General features: G+C 63.5%; 12 protein-coding genes. 3 read left to right on the top strand and 9 right to left on the bottom strand.

The window, feature by feature from the left end:
- Positions 1-56 precede the first annotated feature (56 nt).
- On the top strand, positions 57-1,952 hold the full coding sequence (gene dibA, locus DMX12_RS17330; RefSeq protein ID WP_110678985.1) for a phosphodiesterase DibA: 1,896 nt from the start codon (positions 57-59) through the stop codon (positions 1,950-1,952).
- Between the two features lie 31 nt (positions 1,953-1,983).
- Here dibA and DMX12_RS17325 read toward each other — a convergent pair whose 3' ends face one another.
- From DMX12_RS17325 to tcyJ, 9 genes are all read right to left on the bottom strand, one after another.
- Positions 1,984-2,628, bottom strand: a complete 645-nt coding sequence (locus tag DMX12_RS17325) for a methionine ABC transporter permease (RefSeq protein ID WP_009682222.1) — start codon at positions 2,626-2,628, stop codon at positions 1,984-1,986.
- Entirely contained in the window at positions 2,618-3,727 is a 1,110-nt protein-coding gene (locus tag DMX12_RS17320; protein WP_110678933.1) for a methionine ABC transporter ATP-binding protein, read from the bottom strand. Before DMX12_RS17320 ends, DMX12_RS17325 begins: the two co-directional genes overlap by 11 nt.
- A gap of 1 nt (position 3,728) precedes the next feature.
- Positions 3,729-4,529, bottom strand: coding sequence for a MetQ/NlpA family ABC transporter substrate-binding protein (locus DMX12_RS17315; protein WP_110678931.1), 801 nt, complete (start codon positions 4,527-4,529; stop codon positions 3,729-3,731).
- A complete protein-coding gene (locus DMX12_RS17310) occupies positions 4,522-5,919 on the bottom strand; it encodes an LLM class flavin-dependent oxidoreductase (RefSeq protein WP_110678929.1) in 1,398 nt (465 codons plus the stop codon). Before DMX12_RS17310 ends, DMX12_RS17315 begins: the two co-directional genes overlap by 8 nt.
- Positions 5,919-7,100 carry an SfnB family sulfur acquisition oxidoreductase gene (locus tag DMX12_RS17305; protein ID WP_110678927.1) on the bottom strand — a complete coding sequence of 394 codons (1,182 nt, stop codon included), beginning with the start codon at positions 7,098-7,100 and terminating at the stop codon, positions 5,919-5,921. The genes DMX12_RS17310 and DMX12_RS17305 overlap by 1 nt, the downstream gene beginning before the upstream one ends.
- A 150-nt stretch (positions 7,101-7,250) precedes the next feature.
- The gene (locus DMX12_RS17300) at positions 7,251-8,492 is read right to left on the bottom strand and encodes an SfnB family sulfur acquisition oxidoreductase (protein ID WP_110678925.1); all 1,242 of its coding nucleotides are present in this window, start codon (positions 8,490-8,492) and stop codon (positions 7,251-7,253) included.
- Positions 8,493-8,792: 300 nt separating this feature from the next.
- Positions 8,793-9,551: an L-cystine ABC transporter ATP-binding protein TcyN gene (gene tcyN, locus DMX12_RS17295; protein WP_029884774.1), complete on the bottom strand. Its 759-nt coding sequence runs from the start codon at positions 9,549-9,551 to the stop codon at positions 8,793-8,795.
- A gap of 2 nt (positions 9,552-9,553) precedes the next feature.
- Positions 9,554-10,222 (bottom strand): cystine ABC transporter permease, encoded by a 669-nt coding sequence (gene tcyL, locus DMX12_RS17290; RefSeq protein ID WP_054914110.1) that lies wholly within the window; start codon positions 10,220-10,222, stop codon positions 9,554-9,556.
- Entirely contained in the window at positions 10,219-11,013 is a 795-nt protein-coding gene (gene tcyJ / locus DMX12_RS17285) for a cystine ABC transporter substrate-binding protein (RefSeq protein WP_054914109.1), read from the bottom strand. The genes tcyL and tcyJ overlap by 4 nt, the downstream gene beginning before the upstream one ends.
- A 307-nt stretch (positions 11,014-11,320) precedes the next feature.
- Here tcyJ and epsC point away from each other — a divergent pair, with 307 nt between their 5' ends.
- Together epsC and betT are read left to right on the top strand one after the other, a co-directional pair.
- Complete coding sequence (gene epsC / locus DMX12_RS17280; protein ID WP_110678923.1) at positions 11,321-12,253, top strand: serine O-acetyltransferase EpsC; 933 nt, start codon at positions 11,321-11,323, stop codon at positions 12,251-12,253.
- Between the two features lie 287 nt (positions 12,254-12,540).
- Entirely contained in the window at positions 12,541-14,544 is a 2,004-nt protein-coding gene (betT, locus tag DMX12_RS17275) for a choline transporter BetT (protein ID WP_110678921.1), read from the top strand.
- The last annotated feature ends 405 nt before the right edge of the window (positions 14,545-14,949 follow it).

The raw sequence follows: 14,949 nt of genomic DNA, 5'->3' as shown, positions 1-14,949 counted from the left end.
GACATGTTTCAGCCTTTATAATGCCCCTTTCTTTTCAATGGGCTATCCCACCCGACATGTCTGTTTCCGTTCGCGACGCCTTGCGCATGGCCGCGCTCTATGTGGTGCTCTCGATCCTCTGGCTGGTGCTGGCCGAGGTGATGCTGCAGAGCATGACCGACGACCCCCTGGCATTGACCGTGGGGCGGCAGATCAACGTGGTGGTGTGGGTGCTGTGCAGTGCCTTGCTGATTTATCTGTCCAGGGTGCGGCTGCTGCATTTCATCGGCCATGGCGCGCGGTTGCGCTGCGAAGACCGGGAACGCCTGCGCATGGCCGCCGCGGTGTTCGACAGTACCCTGGAAGGGGTGCTGGTAACCGACCGCCAGGGCCTGATCGTGCACGTCAACCGTGCCTTCATGCGCATTACCGGTTACCAGCAGCACGAGGTGATCGGCCAGCGCCCGAGCAAGTTCAAGTCGGGCCGCCATGGCCAGGCCTTCTACCAGCAGGTCTACGCCACCCTGGCTGAAAAGGGCGAGTGGAGCGGCGAAATCTGGAACCGGCGCAAAAGCGGCGAAATCTACCCGCAATGGCAGACCATCTGCGCTATTCACGATGACGAGGGTGAGCTGAGCCATTACGTGGCCGTGTTCAGTGACATCAGCGCGATCAAGCATTCGGAGCAGGAACTGGCCTACCTGGCCCACCACGACCCGCTGACCGGCCTGCCCAACCGCTTGCTGTTCAACGACCGCGTCGAGCAGGCCCTGGCCGCGGCGCAGGCCAACAAGCGTGGGTGCGCCCTGCTGCTGCTGGACCTGGACCACTTCCAGAGCATCAACGATGGCCTTGGCCACACCATCGGTGACCAGTTGCTGAGGCTGGTGGGGGAGCGCCTGGGCAAGATACTGGGCAATGGTGTGACCTTGGCCCGGCTGGGCGGTGACGAGTTCGGCGTGCTGGCCGAAGGCTGCCAGCAAGTCGGCCAGGCAGGCAAACTGGCGCAGGGCATCATCGAGCGCATGCGCGAGCCGTTCCTGTTCGATGGCCATCGGTTGTTCATCAGTGTCAGTGCCGGTATCAGCCTGTTCCCCAGCGATGCCTTGTGTGCCGAACAGTTGCTGCGCAACGCCGATTCGGCGTTGTACAAGGCCAAGGGCAATGGGCGAGCCTGCTATGCGCTGTACACCGAAGAACTGACGGCCCACGCCCAGCACCGGGTTGAAACAGCGGGCGAGTTGCGCCGCGCACTGGAGCACGACGAACTGCGGGTGTTTTTCCAGCCAGTCCACGACCTGGCGACCGGCAGCCTGGTCGGGGTCGAGGCGTTGGTGCGCTGGCAGCATCCGCAGCGCGGCCTGGTGCCGCCGGGCGAGTTCATCCCGATCGCCGAGCGTACCGGCCTGATTGCCGAGATCGATGCCTGGGTGCTGCGCCAGGCCTGCCGGCAAATGGTGCAGTGGCAGGCGCAAGGCCGGCAATTGGCGTTCGTGGCGGTGAACATCTCCAGCCGGCTGTTTGGCCAGCATGAGTTGTACCGGCAAGTGGCCGACGTCCTGCACGACACCGGCCTGGCCCCCGCCTTGCTGGAGCTGGAAGTGACCGAAAGCGCTGTGATGGAAGACCCGGAGGTGGCGCTGGAGCAACTTCACCGCTTACGTGAGCTTGGCGTGACCCTGGCCATTGATGACTTCGGCACCGGCTATTCTTCGCTGCTGCGGCTCAAGCGTTTGCCCGTTCAGAAGCTGAAAATCGACCAGGGCTTCGTTGCCGGGTTGCCGCTGGATGAGGATGACATCGCGATCGTGCGGGTGATCATCGCCCTGGCCCGCAGCATGGGCATGCAGGTGCATGCCGAGGGTATCGAGCAGGCAGAGCAGGCCGCCTTCCTGCTGCAGGAGCAGTGCCAGCTGGGGCAGGGGTACTGGTTCGGGCGGCCGGTGCCGGCTGCCGATTTGCGCTGGGGTTGAGTGCCTCTTCGCGGGTTGGGCCGCGAAAAACTCAACGCTTGTTCAAGCCTTTTGCCAATCGGTCGCCACCCAGCTGGATCAACGCCACCAGCGCCACAAGCATGGCGATCACGGTCAGCATGATCTGGCTGTCGAAGCGCTGGTAGCCATACCGGTAGGCGATGTCGCCTAGCCCTCCGGCACCGATCGCCCCGGCCATGGCCGAGGAGTTGATCAGGGTCACCAAGGTGATGGTGAAACCGCCGACAATGCCCGGCAACGCTTCGGGCAACAACACATGCCAGACAATGTGCCAGCGCCGGCAACCCATGGCCTGCGCGGCTTCCACCAAGCCATGGTCGACTTCGCGCAGGCTGACCTCGGCGATCCGGGCAAAGAACGGCGTGGCGGCGATGGTCAGCGGGACAACCGCCGCCCACACACCATAGGTCGTACCCACCACCAGCCGGGTGAACGGGATCAGCGCGACCATCAGGATCAGGAACGGGATTGAGCGGAACAGGTTGACGAAGGCGCCCAGTACCCGGTTCAGCAAGGCTGCCTCGAATATGCCACCCCTGCCGCTGGTGACCAGCAGCAGTGCCAGGGGTACCCCCAGCAGCAGGGCGATAAGCGACGACACGCCAACCATCAGCAGGGTATCGAGCAAGCCTTCCAGCAGACGATCAAACCACATGGCCCAGCACCTCCACGTTGTCCGCCCAACGGCGGGCGCGTTGCAGCAATTGTTGGGTATCGTGCGGTGCGTGCTGCACCGACAGGATCAACTGGCCCAGGGCGTGCTCGCCAATGGTCGCCACGCCGCCCTGTAGCAAGCGCACGCGACCGCCCAGGTCGTGGAACAGGGCAGAAAGTTCAGGCTCGCCAAGTACACTCAGTTGCAATACCACGGCGCAGTCACGGCTTGTGGGGTGGGCCTGCAGGCTGGCTTGCAGCGCCGCAGGCAGCCGCGCTTGCAGCGGCGCAAGCAGGGTTCGGGTGACCTCGTGGTGAGGGGCGCCGAAGACACGCCAGACTTCGCCCTGCTCGACCACCTCGCCGCGGTCCAGCACCACCACCCGGTGGCAGATATCACGGATGACCGCCATCTCGTGGGTAATCAGCACGATGGTCAGGCCCAGGCGCCGGTTGATATCGCGCAGCAGTTCCAGGATCGAGGCCGTGGTCTCCGGGTCCAGCGCGGAGGTGGCTTCGTCGCACAGCAGGATCTCGGGGTCATGCACCAGTGCCCGGGCAATGCCCACGCGCTGTTTCTGCCCGCCTGACAATTGCGCGGGGTACACGTGGTGTTTCTCCTGCAGGCCGACCAGTGCCAGCAGCTCCCGGACCTTGCGTTGTCGCTCGCCCTTGGCCACGCCCGCCACCTTCAAGGGCAGCTCGACGTTCTGCCACACCGTCTTCGCCGACAGCAGGTTGAAATGCTGGAAGATCATGCCGATACGCCGGCGCAGCGCCACCAGCTGGTCGTCATCGAACGCCGCGATGTCCACCTGGTCGATCAGTACCCGGCCGTGGCTGGGGCGTTCCAGGCGGTTGATGGTGCGTAGCAACGAAGATTTGCCGGCGCCGCTGCGGCCGATGATGCCGAACACTTCGCCCTGGCGAATGTTCAGGTCAATGCCGTGCAAGGCGGGTTGCGCCTGCCCAGGGTAGGTCTTGCCCAGGCCGATGAAGCGTACATGGGCTTGATTGATTTCCGGGTGCAGGGCGTGCTCCCTGGCCGTTGACGCTCGCGGTTGGGGGGTGGGCGCCTTGAATGCGCTGGCCTGGCTCATGTCAGCCTTCCCAACCGGCCTGGTACAGCTTGCCGTGAGCCTTGTCCAACGCTGCGCGTACGGCAGGCGAATGTTGGTAGATGTCGACGAACTGTGCCAGGCGTGGGTCGTTTTTGCTCTGCGGGCGAATCACGAATTGAATCACGTACTCCTTGTTTTCCAGACCGTCGAACAGCAGCGCTGAACTGGCATCGAAGCTGTTGGCCAGGCGAATGTATGCCGGGTACCCCTGCACCAGGTCGGCGTCGTCATAGGCACGCACCAGCTGCACGGCTTCGACTTGCAGGATCTTCAGCTTTTTCGGGTTGGCGACAATGTCGTCCTCGGTGGCTTTGTAGCCAACCCCCGGCTTGAGCGTGATCAACCTGGCCTTGGCCAGCAGTTGCAGGCCGCGGCCACTGTTGATCGGGTCGTTGGCGATGGCCACGCTCGCCCCTTCAGGCAGGTCGGCGAAGCTTTTGTACTTTTTCGCGTACAGCCCCACGTTGTTGATGATGCCCGGTGCATAGGGCACCAGGTCGAAGCCCGCAGCCGCCTTGGCATTCTCCAGGAACGGGATGTGCTGGAAGTAGTTCACGTCGATGTCGCCGCTGTTGAGGCTGACATTGGGCGCGATCCAGTCGCTGAACTCGATCAGCTTCACCTCCAGGCCTTGCTTGTGGGCTTCTTCCACGGCGGCTTCCAGTGGGATCGCAAAGGCCGAGGTAGTGCCGATCTTCAGGGGTTCGGCGGCCTGGGCAGTGGCGCACAGGCCGAGGGACAGGGCGATGGCCACGACGGGCCGGAACAGTTTTTCAAGCATGGTGCAGGGCTCCAGTCGGTGCAGGGGTAGGGGTGCGGGTAAAGCGGTAAGCCGAACCAGGGTGGTCGGCGGGCAAGTGCGGGTGGTCGGCCTGGAACAGTTTCTGGCGCAGGGTGCCCTCGGCGTACGCGGTCTTGTAGCGGCCGCGTTGTTGCAGTTGAGGAACGACCAGGTCGATGAAGTCTTCAAAGCTCTCCGGGGTGACGGTGCGGGTCAGGTTGAAGCCGTCCAGGCCGGTCTCGTCGAGCCAGGCGATCAACTGTTCGGCGACCTGCTCGGGGTCGCCGACCACCTTCACGTAGCGCCCGCCCAGCGCGTGCTGTTGCAACAGGCGCCGGCGGGTCCAGGCGTTGCCCTGCAACTGGCGCGTGGCTGACTGAATGGCGTTGCCCTGGCTGAAGGGGATCGGCTCGTCCAGTGCATAGGCCGCGAAGTCAATGCCGGTCGAGGCCGCAAAATGTGCGACGCCGGCCTCGGCGCTGGCGTGCTGCAGATACTCGGCATGCTTGGCCTGGGCCTGTTGCTCGGTCGCCGCGACGATCACCGTGATGCCCATGAATACCTTGACCGCCTGTGGGTCGCGCCCGGCAGCCGAGGCAGCCGCGCGTACCTGCTCGACCTGGGCGCGGGCTCCGGTCTTGTCCTGAGCGCTGATGAACACACATTCGGCATGTTGCCCGGCGAAGCCCAGGCCGCGTTGCGAACTGCCTGCCTGGAACAGTACCGGGGTGCGCTGCGGCGAGGGCTCGCACAGGTGGTAGCCGTCGACCTTGTAGAACTCGCCATGGTGCTGCACTTTGCGCACCTTGTCGGGGCGGGCATAGATGCGCTGCTCGCGGTCAGCGACCACCGCGTCGTCGGCCCAGCTGCCCTCCAGCAGCTTGTACAACACCTGCAGGTATTCGTCGGCCTGGTCGTAGCGGCGGTCATGTTCGGGTTGCTGTGCCAGGCCCATGGCCCGGGCGGCACTGTCGAGGTAACCGGTGACGATGTTCCAGCCAACCCGGCCCTGGCTCAGGTGGTCCAGGGTGGATAGGCGTCGGGCGAACAGGTACGGCGCCTCGTAGGTCAGGTTGGCGGTAAGGCCAAAACCCAGGTGGCGAGTGACGGCGGCCATGGCCGAAACCAGCAGCAAGGGGTCATTGACTGGCAACTGGATGGCCTCCTTGAGGGTGACGTCCAGCGATTGCCCATAGATATCGTAGGTACCGACGATATCGGCGATGAACAGCCCATCGAACAGGCCGCGCTCCAGCAGGCGTGCGAGCTGGGTCCAGTACTCCAGGCTGGTGTACTGGGTCGAGGTGTCCCGTGGGTGGGTCCACAGGCCGTGGTTGATGTGCCCTACGCAGTTCATGTTGAAGGCATTGAGCAGGATATGCTTGGCCATCAGAGGGTCCCCCGGCGTGGCGGGTTGACGTCGTTGAGGTAGTAATTGCCGATGGCGTGGTATTTCCAGCGGACCGGGTCGTGCAAGGTGTGCACGCGGGCGTTGCGCCAATGGCGGTCGAGGTTGTGCTCGGCCAGCGTCGCTTGGCTCCCACTCAGCTCGAACAGGGCAGTGCCGGCGGCAAGCGCGATTTCCGTGCTGATGGCACGCGCTTCGGCCACGGCGATGGACGCCGCGGCGACGGTGTCGGCGGTGCTGTCGTTGCGGGCGCGGTCGAGGTATTCGCCAGCGCGTTCCAGCAGGGCTTCGGCCGCGTGCAGGCGGATCGCCAGGTGGCCGAAGCTTTTCAGCGTCAGTGGGTCATCGCTTGCCTTGTCCAGGCCTGCGTCGACCCATGGTCGGCTGCGGGTGCGCACGAAGTGCAGGGCATCCTCGTAGGCGGCGCGGGCGATGCCGGTGTCGATGGCGGCGTGAAGAAGCTGCGCCAGCGGGCCGACCGGGGTGGGGCGCTCGAAGGCGGTCTGGAAAGGCACCACGTCCGCTGCGCTGACGTAAACGTTGTCCAACAGGACCGAGCCGCTGCCGGTGGTGCGCTGACCGAAGCCGCTCCAGTCGTCGATCACCTGCACGCCCTGGCTATCGGCCGGCACGAACACCAGGTGCTGCACGCCCTGTTCATCGACCACCGACGTGGGAATACGCTGGGCGTAGATGGCGCCAGTCGCGTAGAACTTGCGGCCATTGATGCGAAAGCCGTCACCGTCACGGCTCAGGCGGGTGGTGCGTTCGTTGGCGGTCTTGGTACCCAGTTCGGCCAGGGCATTGCCGAAACGGCGGCCGGCCAGTACTTCGCCATACAGCCGCTTCTGTTGTTCGGGGCTGCCGTTTACCCGCAGTACTTCCAGGCTGTAGAAATGATTCTGTGGGATCTGCCCCAGCGAGCCGTCGGCCTGGGCGATGCGGGCGATGACCTTGGCCAGGGTGACGTTGGAAACGCCAGCGCCGCCGAAGGCCTTGGGCACACTGATGGCCCACAGGCCGGAGCGGGTGAACAGGTCCAGTTCGCTGTGCGGCAGCCGGCGTTCGCGGTCGCGCAGGGCGCTGTCGCGGCGCAGTTGTTGGGCGATTTCGTCGGCGACATGCAGGGCTTGGGTGTCGCTGGTGATGATTCTGATGGTCATGGGTTTCTCCGGGCCTTGGGAGCGCTATGCGGCCCATCGCGACACAAGGCCGCTCCTGCAGGGATACGCGGTTCCATGCCGGTCCGCGCCACGGGTAGGAGCGGCCTTGTGTCGCGATGGGCTGCAAAGCAGCCCCCAAGGCCATTGAATTCAGATCCAGGAATGCCGCGCGGGCAAGGTCCCGTTAAGGTGGTAAGCCCCAACCGCGTGGTACTTCCAGCGCACCGGGTCATGCAGCGTGTGCACCCGGGCGTTGCGCCAGTGGCGGTCGAGGTTGAATTCGGCAAGGGTGGCGCGGCTGCCAGCCAGCTCGAACAGCTTTTCGCTGGCCTGCAGGGCAATTTCAGTGGTCAGCACCTTGGCTTCGGCCACCGCAATGGACGCGCGCGCCGCGCTCGCGGCATCCACGGGCGCGGCGCTGACCTCGTCAAGCACCTGCGCGGCCTTGCGCAGCAACGCTTGCGCCGCATGCAGTTCAAGCTTCAGGCGCCCGACGTCAGCGATCACGTAAGGATCGTCGCTGGCGCGCTCGACATTGGCGTCGACCCAAGGCCGCGACTTCTCGCGAACGAACTTGATCGCATCTTCGATGGCCGCTTCAGCGATACCTGCATCGATTGCTGCCTGGATCAACTGCGAGACCGCGCCCTGGGTATTGGGTATATCGCGCTGGCGCCAGTTGTCGATCACCAGCGCCGCCTCCACCGGCACCTGGTCCAGCAGTACCGTGCCGCTGGCGGTGGTGCGCTGGCCAAACCCGGACCAGTCATCGACGATGCGCAACCCCGGGCTGCCTCTACGTACGAACGCCAGGCGCTGACGGCCGTCGTCGTCCAGGGCTTTGACCGCCACCCAATGGGCGAACAGGGCGCCGGTGGAATAGAACTTCTCGCCACTGATGCGATAACCGTCGCCGTTGCGGGTGATACGCGCGGTGAGCGTGAGGGTGTCCTTGCTGCCGCGCTCGGGCCCGGCATTGCCGATGCGCCAGCCTTCGAGCACGCTGCGGAAAACAAACGCCTGTTGCGCTTCGCTTGCCGTCAGGCGCAGCAATTGCAGGATGCCGAACTGGTTCTGCGGGATCTGCCCCAGGGCCGGGTCGGCGGCGCTGATCAGGCGGAACACTTCGGCGATGGTGGCGAACGAAACATCGGGGCCACCGTGGGCCTTGGGTACGCTGATGCTACCCAGCCCGCTGCGGGTGAACAGCTCGACCTCGGCCCATGGCAGCTTGCGTTGCTGGTCGCGGCGGGCGGCATGCTCGCGGGCGACCTCGGCCAGTTCGCGTGCCGCTTGCAAGGCTTCGGCGTCGTTGCGCAACACCTTGGCTGGCAGCAACGGGGGAGCGCTGTCGAGATCGCTGTGTAATAGGCTGTTGGGTTGGCTGGACATCAGTACCGCTCCTTGGCTGTACTCAATGCCCTGGCGTTACGCACTGGGGAAATTGTGATGCTGACCATTCCTGACCTCGCGAAAAGTAAAGCCGCTACAGCTGGTCGCGGCGAACGTGTGCTGGTCCGGTGGTCCGGTTGATATACCCTAAAGCTTTATAAAAATTTAATGAACTAACTCTTTGGAATATATATAGAAGGAGAGATTTCCGCGGCTACGCCGACCTCTTCGCGGATGAACCCGCTCCCACAGCGTTAACCCTGTGGGAGCGGGCGAGCCCGCGAAGGGCCCAGAGCAGGCCTACTCGGAAGCAGCAGTCCCAAGGAACTTGCGCAAGAACTGCCGGGTACGCTCTTCCTTCGGCGCCGCAAACAGCGCTTTGGCCTCGCCTTGCTCCACGATCACGCCTTTGTCGAAGAAGATCACCCGGTTAGCCACGTCCCGGGCAAAGCTCATTTCGTGGGTGACGATGACCATGGTGCGCCTTTCTTCCGCCAGGCCGCGAATGGTCGCCAGCACTTCACCCACCAGTTCCGGGTCCAGCGCCGAGGTCGGCTCGTCGAACAGAATCACCTCGGGCTCCATGGCCAAGGCGCGGGCGATGGCCACCCGCTGCTGCTGGCCACCGGACAGGCGACGCGGGTAGGCATCTTCCTTGCCCGCCAGGCCAACCTTGGCCAGCAAGCGGCGGCCCAGTTCGACAGCCTGTTCGCGCGGGGTCTTCTTGACGATCACCGGCCCCTCGATCACGTTTTCCAAGGCTGTGCGGTGCGGGAACAGGTTGAAGTTCTGGAACACGAACCCGGCCTGCTGGCGCAACCGGCGGATCGCACTTTGCTGCCCCCCCAGTGGGCGGTTGGCATCGATGCTGATGGCGCCGATCTTTATCTGCCCGGCGTCGGGCGTTTCCAGCAGGTTCAGGCAGCGCAGGAAGGTGGTCTTGCCCGAGCCGCTGGGGCCGATGATGGCCACCACCTCGCCGGGCTGTACGGTCAGGTCAATGCCGTTGAGCACGGTCTGGCCCTTGAACCGCTTGGTCAGGCCTTTGACTTCAATCATGCTCAATGCTCCTGGTCATGCTGGTTGACCCGCGCTTCCATACGGTTCTGGAAGTGCGCGAGGATGCTGCACAGCACCCAGTAGATAACCGCCACCGCCACGTACATGGTGAACACTTCGAAGGTGCGTGCGGTAATCAGCTGGGCCTGGCGGAACAGCTCGGGTACCTGGATGGTGGCTGCCAGGGCGGTGTCCTTGACCAGCGAAATGAAGCTGTTGCCCAGCGGTGGCAGGGCGGTGCGCAGGGCCTGGGGCAGGATCGCCCGGCGCATGGCCTGCACCCGGGTCATGCCGATGCTGGCCGCAGCTTCCCATTGGCCACGGTCAATCGATGAAATCGCCGCGCGCAGGATTTCGCAGATGTAAGCCGCCATGTTCAGCGACAGGCCAATCAGCGAGGCCGGGATCGGGTCGAGTTCGATCCCGATCTGCGGCATGCCGAAATAGATCACGAACAGTTGCACCAGCAGCGGCGTGCCGCGAAAGAACGACACATAGATCCGCGCCAGCCAGTTGAGCGGCAATATCTTAGACAGCCGCATCAGCGCCAGGGCAAAGCCCAGCACCAGGCCGAAGAACATGCCGCCCACGCTGAGCAGTACGGTGTAACCCGCGCCCTTGAGCAGGAAGGGCGCGGAGTCGGCTACGAGTTGCAGGCTTTCGGCGATCATTTAGTGACATCGGCACCGAAATATTTTTCCGACAGCTTGGCCAGCGTGCCGTCAGCCTTGAGCTTGTCGATGGCCTTGTTGATGGCCGCCAACAGTTCAGGCTCGCCCTTGCGCAGAGCCACGCCGCTTTCCAGGCGCGAGAAGGCAGGGCCGGCCAGTTCTGTGTCCTTGGCTTTCTGCGCGTATTCCAGCGCCGCCAGGCGGTCGATCAGGATGGCGTCGATGCGGCCGTTGCGCAGGTCGGCGAATTTGCTCGGGTCGTCTTCATAAGTGCGCACTTCGGCTTTCGGTACGTCTTGTTTCACCCACTGCTCGTAGTTGGTGCCCAGACCCACGCCGACCTTTTTGCCGGCCAGATCCTGCGCACCGTTGATATTCAGCTGCTCGGCCTTCTTCTTGAGGATCAGCGCCTGGATGCCGGAGATGGTGTAAGGCTCGGAGAAGTCATACTTCTTCTTGCGTTCTTCCGAAATGGTCACCTGGTTGACCACGATGTCCAGCCGTTTGGACTCCAGCGCGGCGAGGATACCGTCCCACTTGGTTGGCTGGATCTTGGCCTTGACCCCCAGCTCTTTGGCCAGCAGTTCGGAGAGCTCGACTTCGAAACCGGTCAGCTTGCCGTTTTCATCCTGAAAGCTGAACGGCGGGTAGGTGCCTTCGAGGCCGACGTTGATCACGCCTTTTTCCTGAATGGTTTTCAGCTCTTCGCCGGCGAAGGCCTGGCCGAGCAGACCAGCACCCAGCACAAGGGCCAGGCTGGCATTGAGTAGCGGTTTGGCGAACTTCGACATGGCAGAGCCCCGCGCGTGTTGTGTAGGGAGAGGGTGGCGACTATAGAGTTGGCTTTTTAGGCCTGGAAATAATAAAAAATTATTTTGTTATTTCCATTTTGTTCGTTATCAGAGCGTGATTGCTTTGAGGGTAGGCGAGGTTGCCTGCGCCGTCACCGCAGGGTGTGCCCGACAGGGCGCAGGATGGAATAAAGCGTAGTTTTTTCCAAGAGGCGGATTTGCCGTAGAGTGGATTGCACGCAGGCACGCCCGGCCCTTTCGCGGGCATGGCGAAACAACCCGATGGCCTATACGGCAGGAGAAAACCGTGAGCGAACAACCATTATCCGGGCGCTGGCAGTTGCAGAGCATCGTAACCGGCCTGCGCGGCGCGCGTGAGCAGTGGCGCACCCGCAATGGCCGCAGCAGCGGCGAGCAGGGTGGCCGCGAGCTGCCGTCGCGCGAGGCGATGCGGCAGATCCTCGAGCAACTCTGTGGTGCGCTGTTCCCTATGCGCCTGGGCCCGGTCGACCTGCGCGAAGAAAGTGAAGATTTCTACGTGGGCCACACCCTCGATGCCGCCCTGACCGCCTTGCTGGCCCAGGCCCGCCTGGAGCTGCGTTACGCCGCCCGGCAAAGCCAGGCCGAGCTGGCCGGTGTGGATGCTCACGCGCTGAGGCTGGTACAGGATTTCGCGGCAGCCTTGCCAGCGCTGCGGGTGTTGCTCGACACCGATGTGCTGGCTGCCTACCACGGCGACCCGGCGGCCCGTAGCGTCGATGAGGTACTGCTGTGCTACCCGGGCATCCTGGCGATCATCCACCACCGCCTGGCGCACCATCTGTACCGGGCAGGCCTGCCACTGCTGGCGCGCATCAGTTCGGAACTGGCGCATTCAGCCACCGGTATCGACATTCACCCTGGCGCGCAGATCGGGCCGAGTTTCTTCATCGACCACGGTACGGGGGTGGTCATCGGCGAAACCGCGATCATCGGCGAGCGCGTGCGTATCTACCAGGCTGTGACCCTTGGCGCCAAGCGTTTCCCAAGCGACGAGTCGGGCACCTTGCACAAAGGCCTGCCACGCCACCCAATCGTCGAAGACGATGTGGTGATCTATGCCGGCGCCACGGTACTGGGGCGCATCACCATCGGTAAAGGCTCGACCATTGGCGGCAACGTGTGGCTGACCCGCAGTGTGCCAGCCGACAGCAACATCACCCAGGCCAACTTGCAGTTGGATTGCCAAGACAAGCATTGACCTGAAATTTGCCTGGCGTGCACCGGCACTTTTCAAGGTGAAACGGGCTCTTACAAGGACCGCACAGCGAGCGACCGATGTGCGCGCCAGGCGCGGGTTCACCCGCGAAAAGGCCGGGCCAGAAGCGCGCCAGTCGGCGCCCCAATTCGCATTGAACACCGATCCATGTTTAACTTGAACGCTTGTTCAATGAAAAACGCTGGTCCGCTGCCGGTGTTCAACAGGAGGATTCCTTTGCTGAACCCGTTCATTCCGAACCTCACGTCTTTTGACGAGGTGCCTGCCCCATGAGTGCACCGACCCCATCCCTTTCCAACAGCAAGATCCGCATGAACCCGCCGGTGTTCTACTTTGCGGCAAGCTTCATCCTCATTTTCGGCCTGGTGGTCATCTCCAACCCGCAAACCGCAGGCGACTGGTTGCTGGCGGCGCAGAACTGGGCGGCCAATACGGTCGGCTGGTACTACATGTTGGCAATGACGCTGTACCTGGTCTTCGTGGTGGTCACCGCCTTGTCCGGCTACGGCAAGATCAAGCTCGGTGCCGACCACGACGAGCCCGAGTTCAGTTACCTGTCATGGGCCGGCATGCTGTTTGCGGCTGGCATCAGCATTACGTTGTTCTTCTTCTGTGTGTCCGAACCGCTGACCCATATGCTGCAGCCGCCCCAAGGCGAAGCGGGCACTGCCGAGGCCGGGCGCCAGGCCATGCAGATCCTGTTCCTGCACTGGGGGTTGCATGGCTGGGGCGTGTTCGCCTTCGTCGGCATGGCGCTGGCCTACTTCGCCTACCGCCATAACCTGCCGCTGGCGCTGCGTTCGGCGCTGTACCCGCTGATCGGCAAGCGCATCAACGGGCCGATCGGTTATGCGGTGGACGGCTTCGGCATCATCGCCACCGTGTTCGGCCTGGGCGCCGACATGGGCTTTGGCGTGCTGCACCTGAACGCCGGCCTGGATTACCTGTTCGGCATCAGCCACAGCCAGTGGGTGCAGGTGATCCTCATCACCCTGATGATGGGCGCGGCGGTGGCCGTAGCCGTTGCCGGGGTAGAGAAGGGCGTGCGGGTAATGAGCGACGTCAACCTGTTCCTGGCCTGCGCATTGCTGCTGTTCGTGCTGTTCGCCGGGCCTACCCAGCACCTGTTCAACACCCTCATCCAGAACCTTGGCGATTACCTGGGCGCCTTGCCGCGCAAGAGCTTCGACGTGTATGCCTACGGTGAGAACCGCGACTGGCTGGGTGGCTGGACAGTGTTCTACTGGGCCTGGTGGATTGCCTGGGCGCCGTTCGTGGGCTTGTTCATTGCGCGCATTTCCCGCGGCCGTACCATCCGCGAGTTCGTCTTTGGCGTGCTGCTGATCCCGCTGGGCTTCACCCTGGCGTGGATGTCGATCTTCGGCAACAGTGCCCTGGACCAGGTCATCAACCACGGCATGACCGCGCTGGGCCAGTCGGCCTTGGACAACCCGTCCATGAGCCTGTACCTGCTGCTGGAAACCTACCCCTGGAGCAAGGTGGTGATCGCCACCACGGTGTTCATCAGTTTCGTGTTCTTCGTCACCTCGGCCGACTCTGGCACCGTGGTGCTGTCGACCTTGTCGGCCACCGGTGGGGATGCCGATGAGGACGGGCCGAACTGGCTGCGCATTTTCTGGGGCGCGATGACCGCGCTGGTCACCAGTGCGCTGCTGTTCGCGGGCAGCATCGATTCGCTGAAGTCGGCGGTGGTACTGACCTCGCTGCCGTTCTCGTTGATCTTGCTGTGCATGATGTGGGGGTTGCACAAGGCGTTCTACCTGGAGTCGCAACGGCAGATCGCGCAAATGCACTCGCTGGCACCGTTCGCCCAGTCACGCCGCGGCCGTGGCGGTTGGCGCCAGCGCTTGAGCCAGGCGGTGCACTTCCCGTCGCGTGACGAGGTGTACCGCTTCATGGACGATGTGGTGCGTCCGGCGATTGCCGATGTGCGTGAGGTGTTCGAGCAAAAAGGCCTGGTGCTGATTACCCAGGATGACCCAAGCCACGACAACGTCAGCCTGAAAGTGGGGCATGGTGAAGAACAGCCGTTCATTTACCAGGTGCAGATGCGTGGCTACTTCACGCCATCGTTCGCCCTGGGTGGGCTGGGCACGCAGGAGTTGAAGAACCGCCGCTACTACCGGGCGGAGGTGTACCTGAGCGAAGGCAGCCAGAACTACGACCTGGTTGGCTACAGCAAGGAGCAGATCATCAACGACATCCTCGACCAGTACGAGCGGCACATGCAGTTCCTGCATCTGGTCCGCTGACCAGGCTTTCCTGCTCTGGCCTCTTCGCGGGCACGCCCGCTCCCACAGGTACATCACAGGTTTCGAAACCGGTGCCGGACCTGTGGGACCAGGCGTTCCTGTTCTGGCCTCTTCGCGGGCACGCCCGCTCCCACAGGTACATCACAGGTTTTGAAACCGGTGCCGGACCTGCGGGACCAGGCGTTCCTGTTCTGGCCTCTTCGCGGGCACGCCCGCTCCCACAGGTACATCACAGGTTTCGAAACCGGTACCGGACCTGTGGGACCAGGCGTTCCTGTTCTGGCCTCTTCGCGGGCACGCCCGCTCCCACAGGTACATCACAGGTTTCGAAACCGGTGCCGGACCTGTGGGACCAGGCGTTCCTGTTCTGGCCTCTTCGCGGGCACGCCCGCTCCCACAGGTACA

This window comes from Pseudomonas sp. MB-090624, from assembly GCF_003205245.1.
GTDB lineage: Bacteria > Pseudomonadota > Gammaproteobacteria > Pseudomonadales > Pseudomonadaceae > Aquipseudomonas > Aquipseudomonas juntendi.
The sequence above is the reverse complement of the archived record's forward strand: the minus strand, read 5'-3'. Positions and strand labels throughout refer to the sequence as shown.

Excerpts from the sequence above, each read along its gene's own strand:
- DMX12_RS17310 (WP_110678929.1), bottom strand. The coding sequence starts at position 5,919 with ATGGCCAAGCATATCCTGCTCAATGCCTTCAACATGAACTGCGTAGGG.
- tcyL (WP_054914110.1), bottom strand. The coding sequence starts at position 10,222 with ATGATCGCCGAAAGCCTGCAACTCGTAGCCGACTCCGCGCCCTTCCTG.
- DMX12_RS17315 (WP_110678931.1), bottom strand. The coding sequence starts at position 4,529 with ATGCTTGAAAAACTGTTCCGGCCCGTCGTGGCCATCGCCCTGTCCCTC.
- DMX12_RS17320 (WP_110678933.1), bottom strand. The coding sequence starts at position 3,727 with ATGAGCCAGGCCAGCGCATTCAAGGCGCCCACCCCCCAACCGCGAGCG.
- betT (WP_110678921.1), top strand. The coding sequence starts at position 12,541 with ATGAGTGCACCGACCCCATCCCTTTCCAACAGCAAGATCCGCATGAAC.
- dibA (WP_110678985.1), top strand. The coding sequence starts at position 57 with ATGTCTGTTTCCGTTCGCGACGCCTTGCGCATGGCCGCGCTCTATGTG.
- DMX12_RS17300 (WP_110678925.1), bottom strand. The coding sequence starts at position 8,492 with ATGTCCAGCCAACCCAACAGCCTATTACACAGCGATCTCGACAGCGCT.
- DMX12_RS17325 (WP_009682222.1), bottom strand. The coding sequence starts at position 2,628 with ATGTGGTTTGATCGTCTGCTGGAAGGCTTGCTCGATACCCTGCTGATG.
- tcyN (WP_029884774.1), bottom strand. The coding sequence starts at position 9,551 with ATGATTGAAGTCAAAGGCCTGACCAAGCGGTTCAAGGGCCAGACCGTG.
- tcyJ (WP_054914109.1), bottom strand. The coding sequence starts at position 11,013 with ATGTCGAAGTTCGCCAAACCGCTACTCAATGCCAGCCTGGCCCTTGTG.
- DMX12_RS17305 (WP_110678927.1), bottom strand. The coding sequence starts at position 7,100 with ATGACCATCAGAATCATCACCAGCGACACCCAAGCCCTGCATGTCGCC.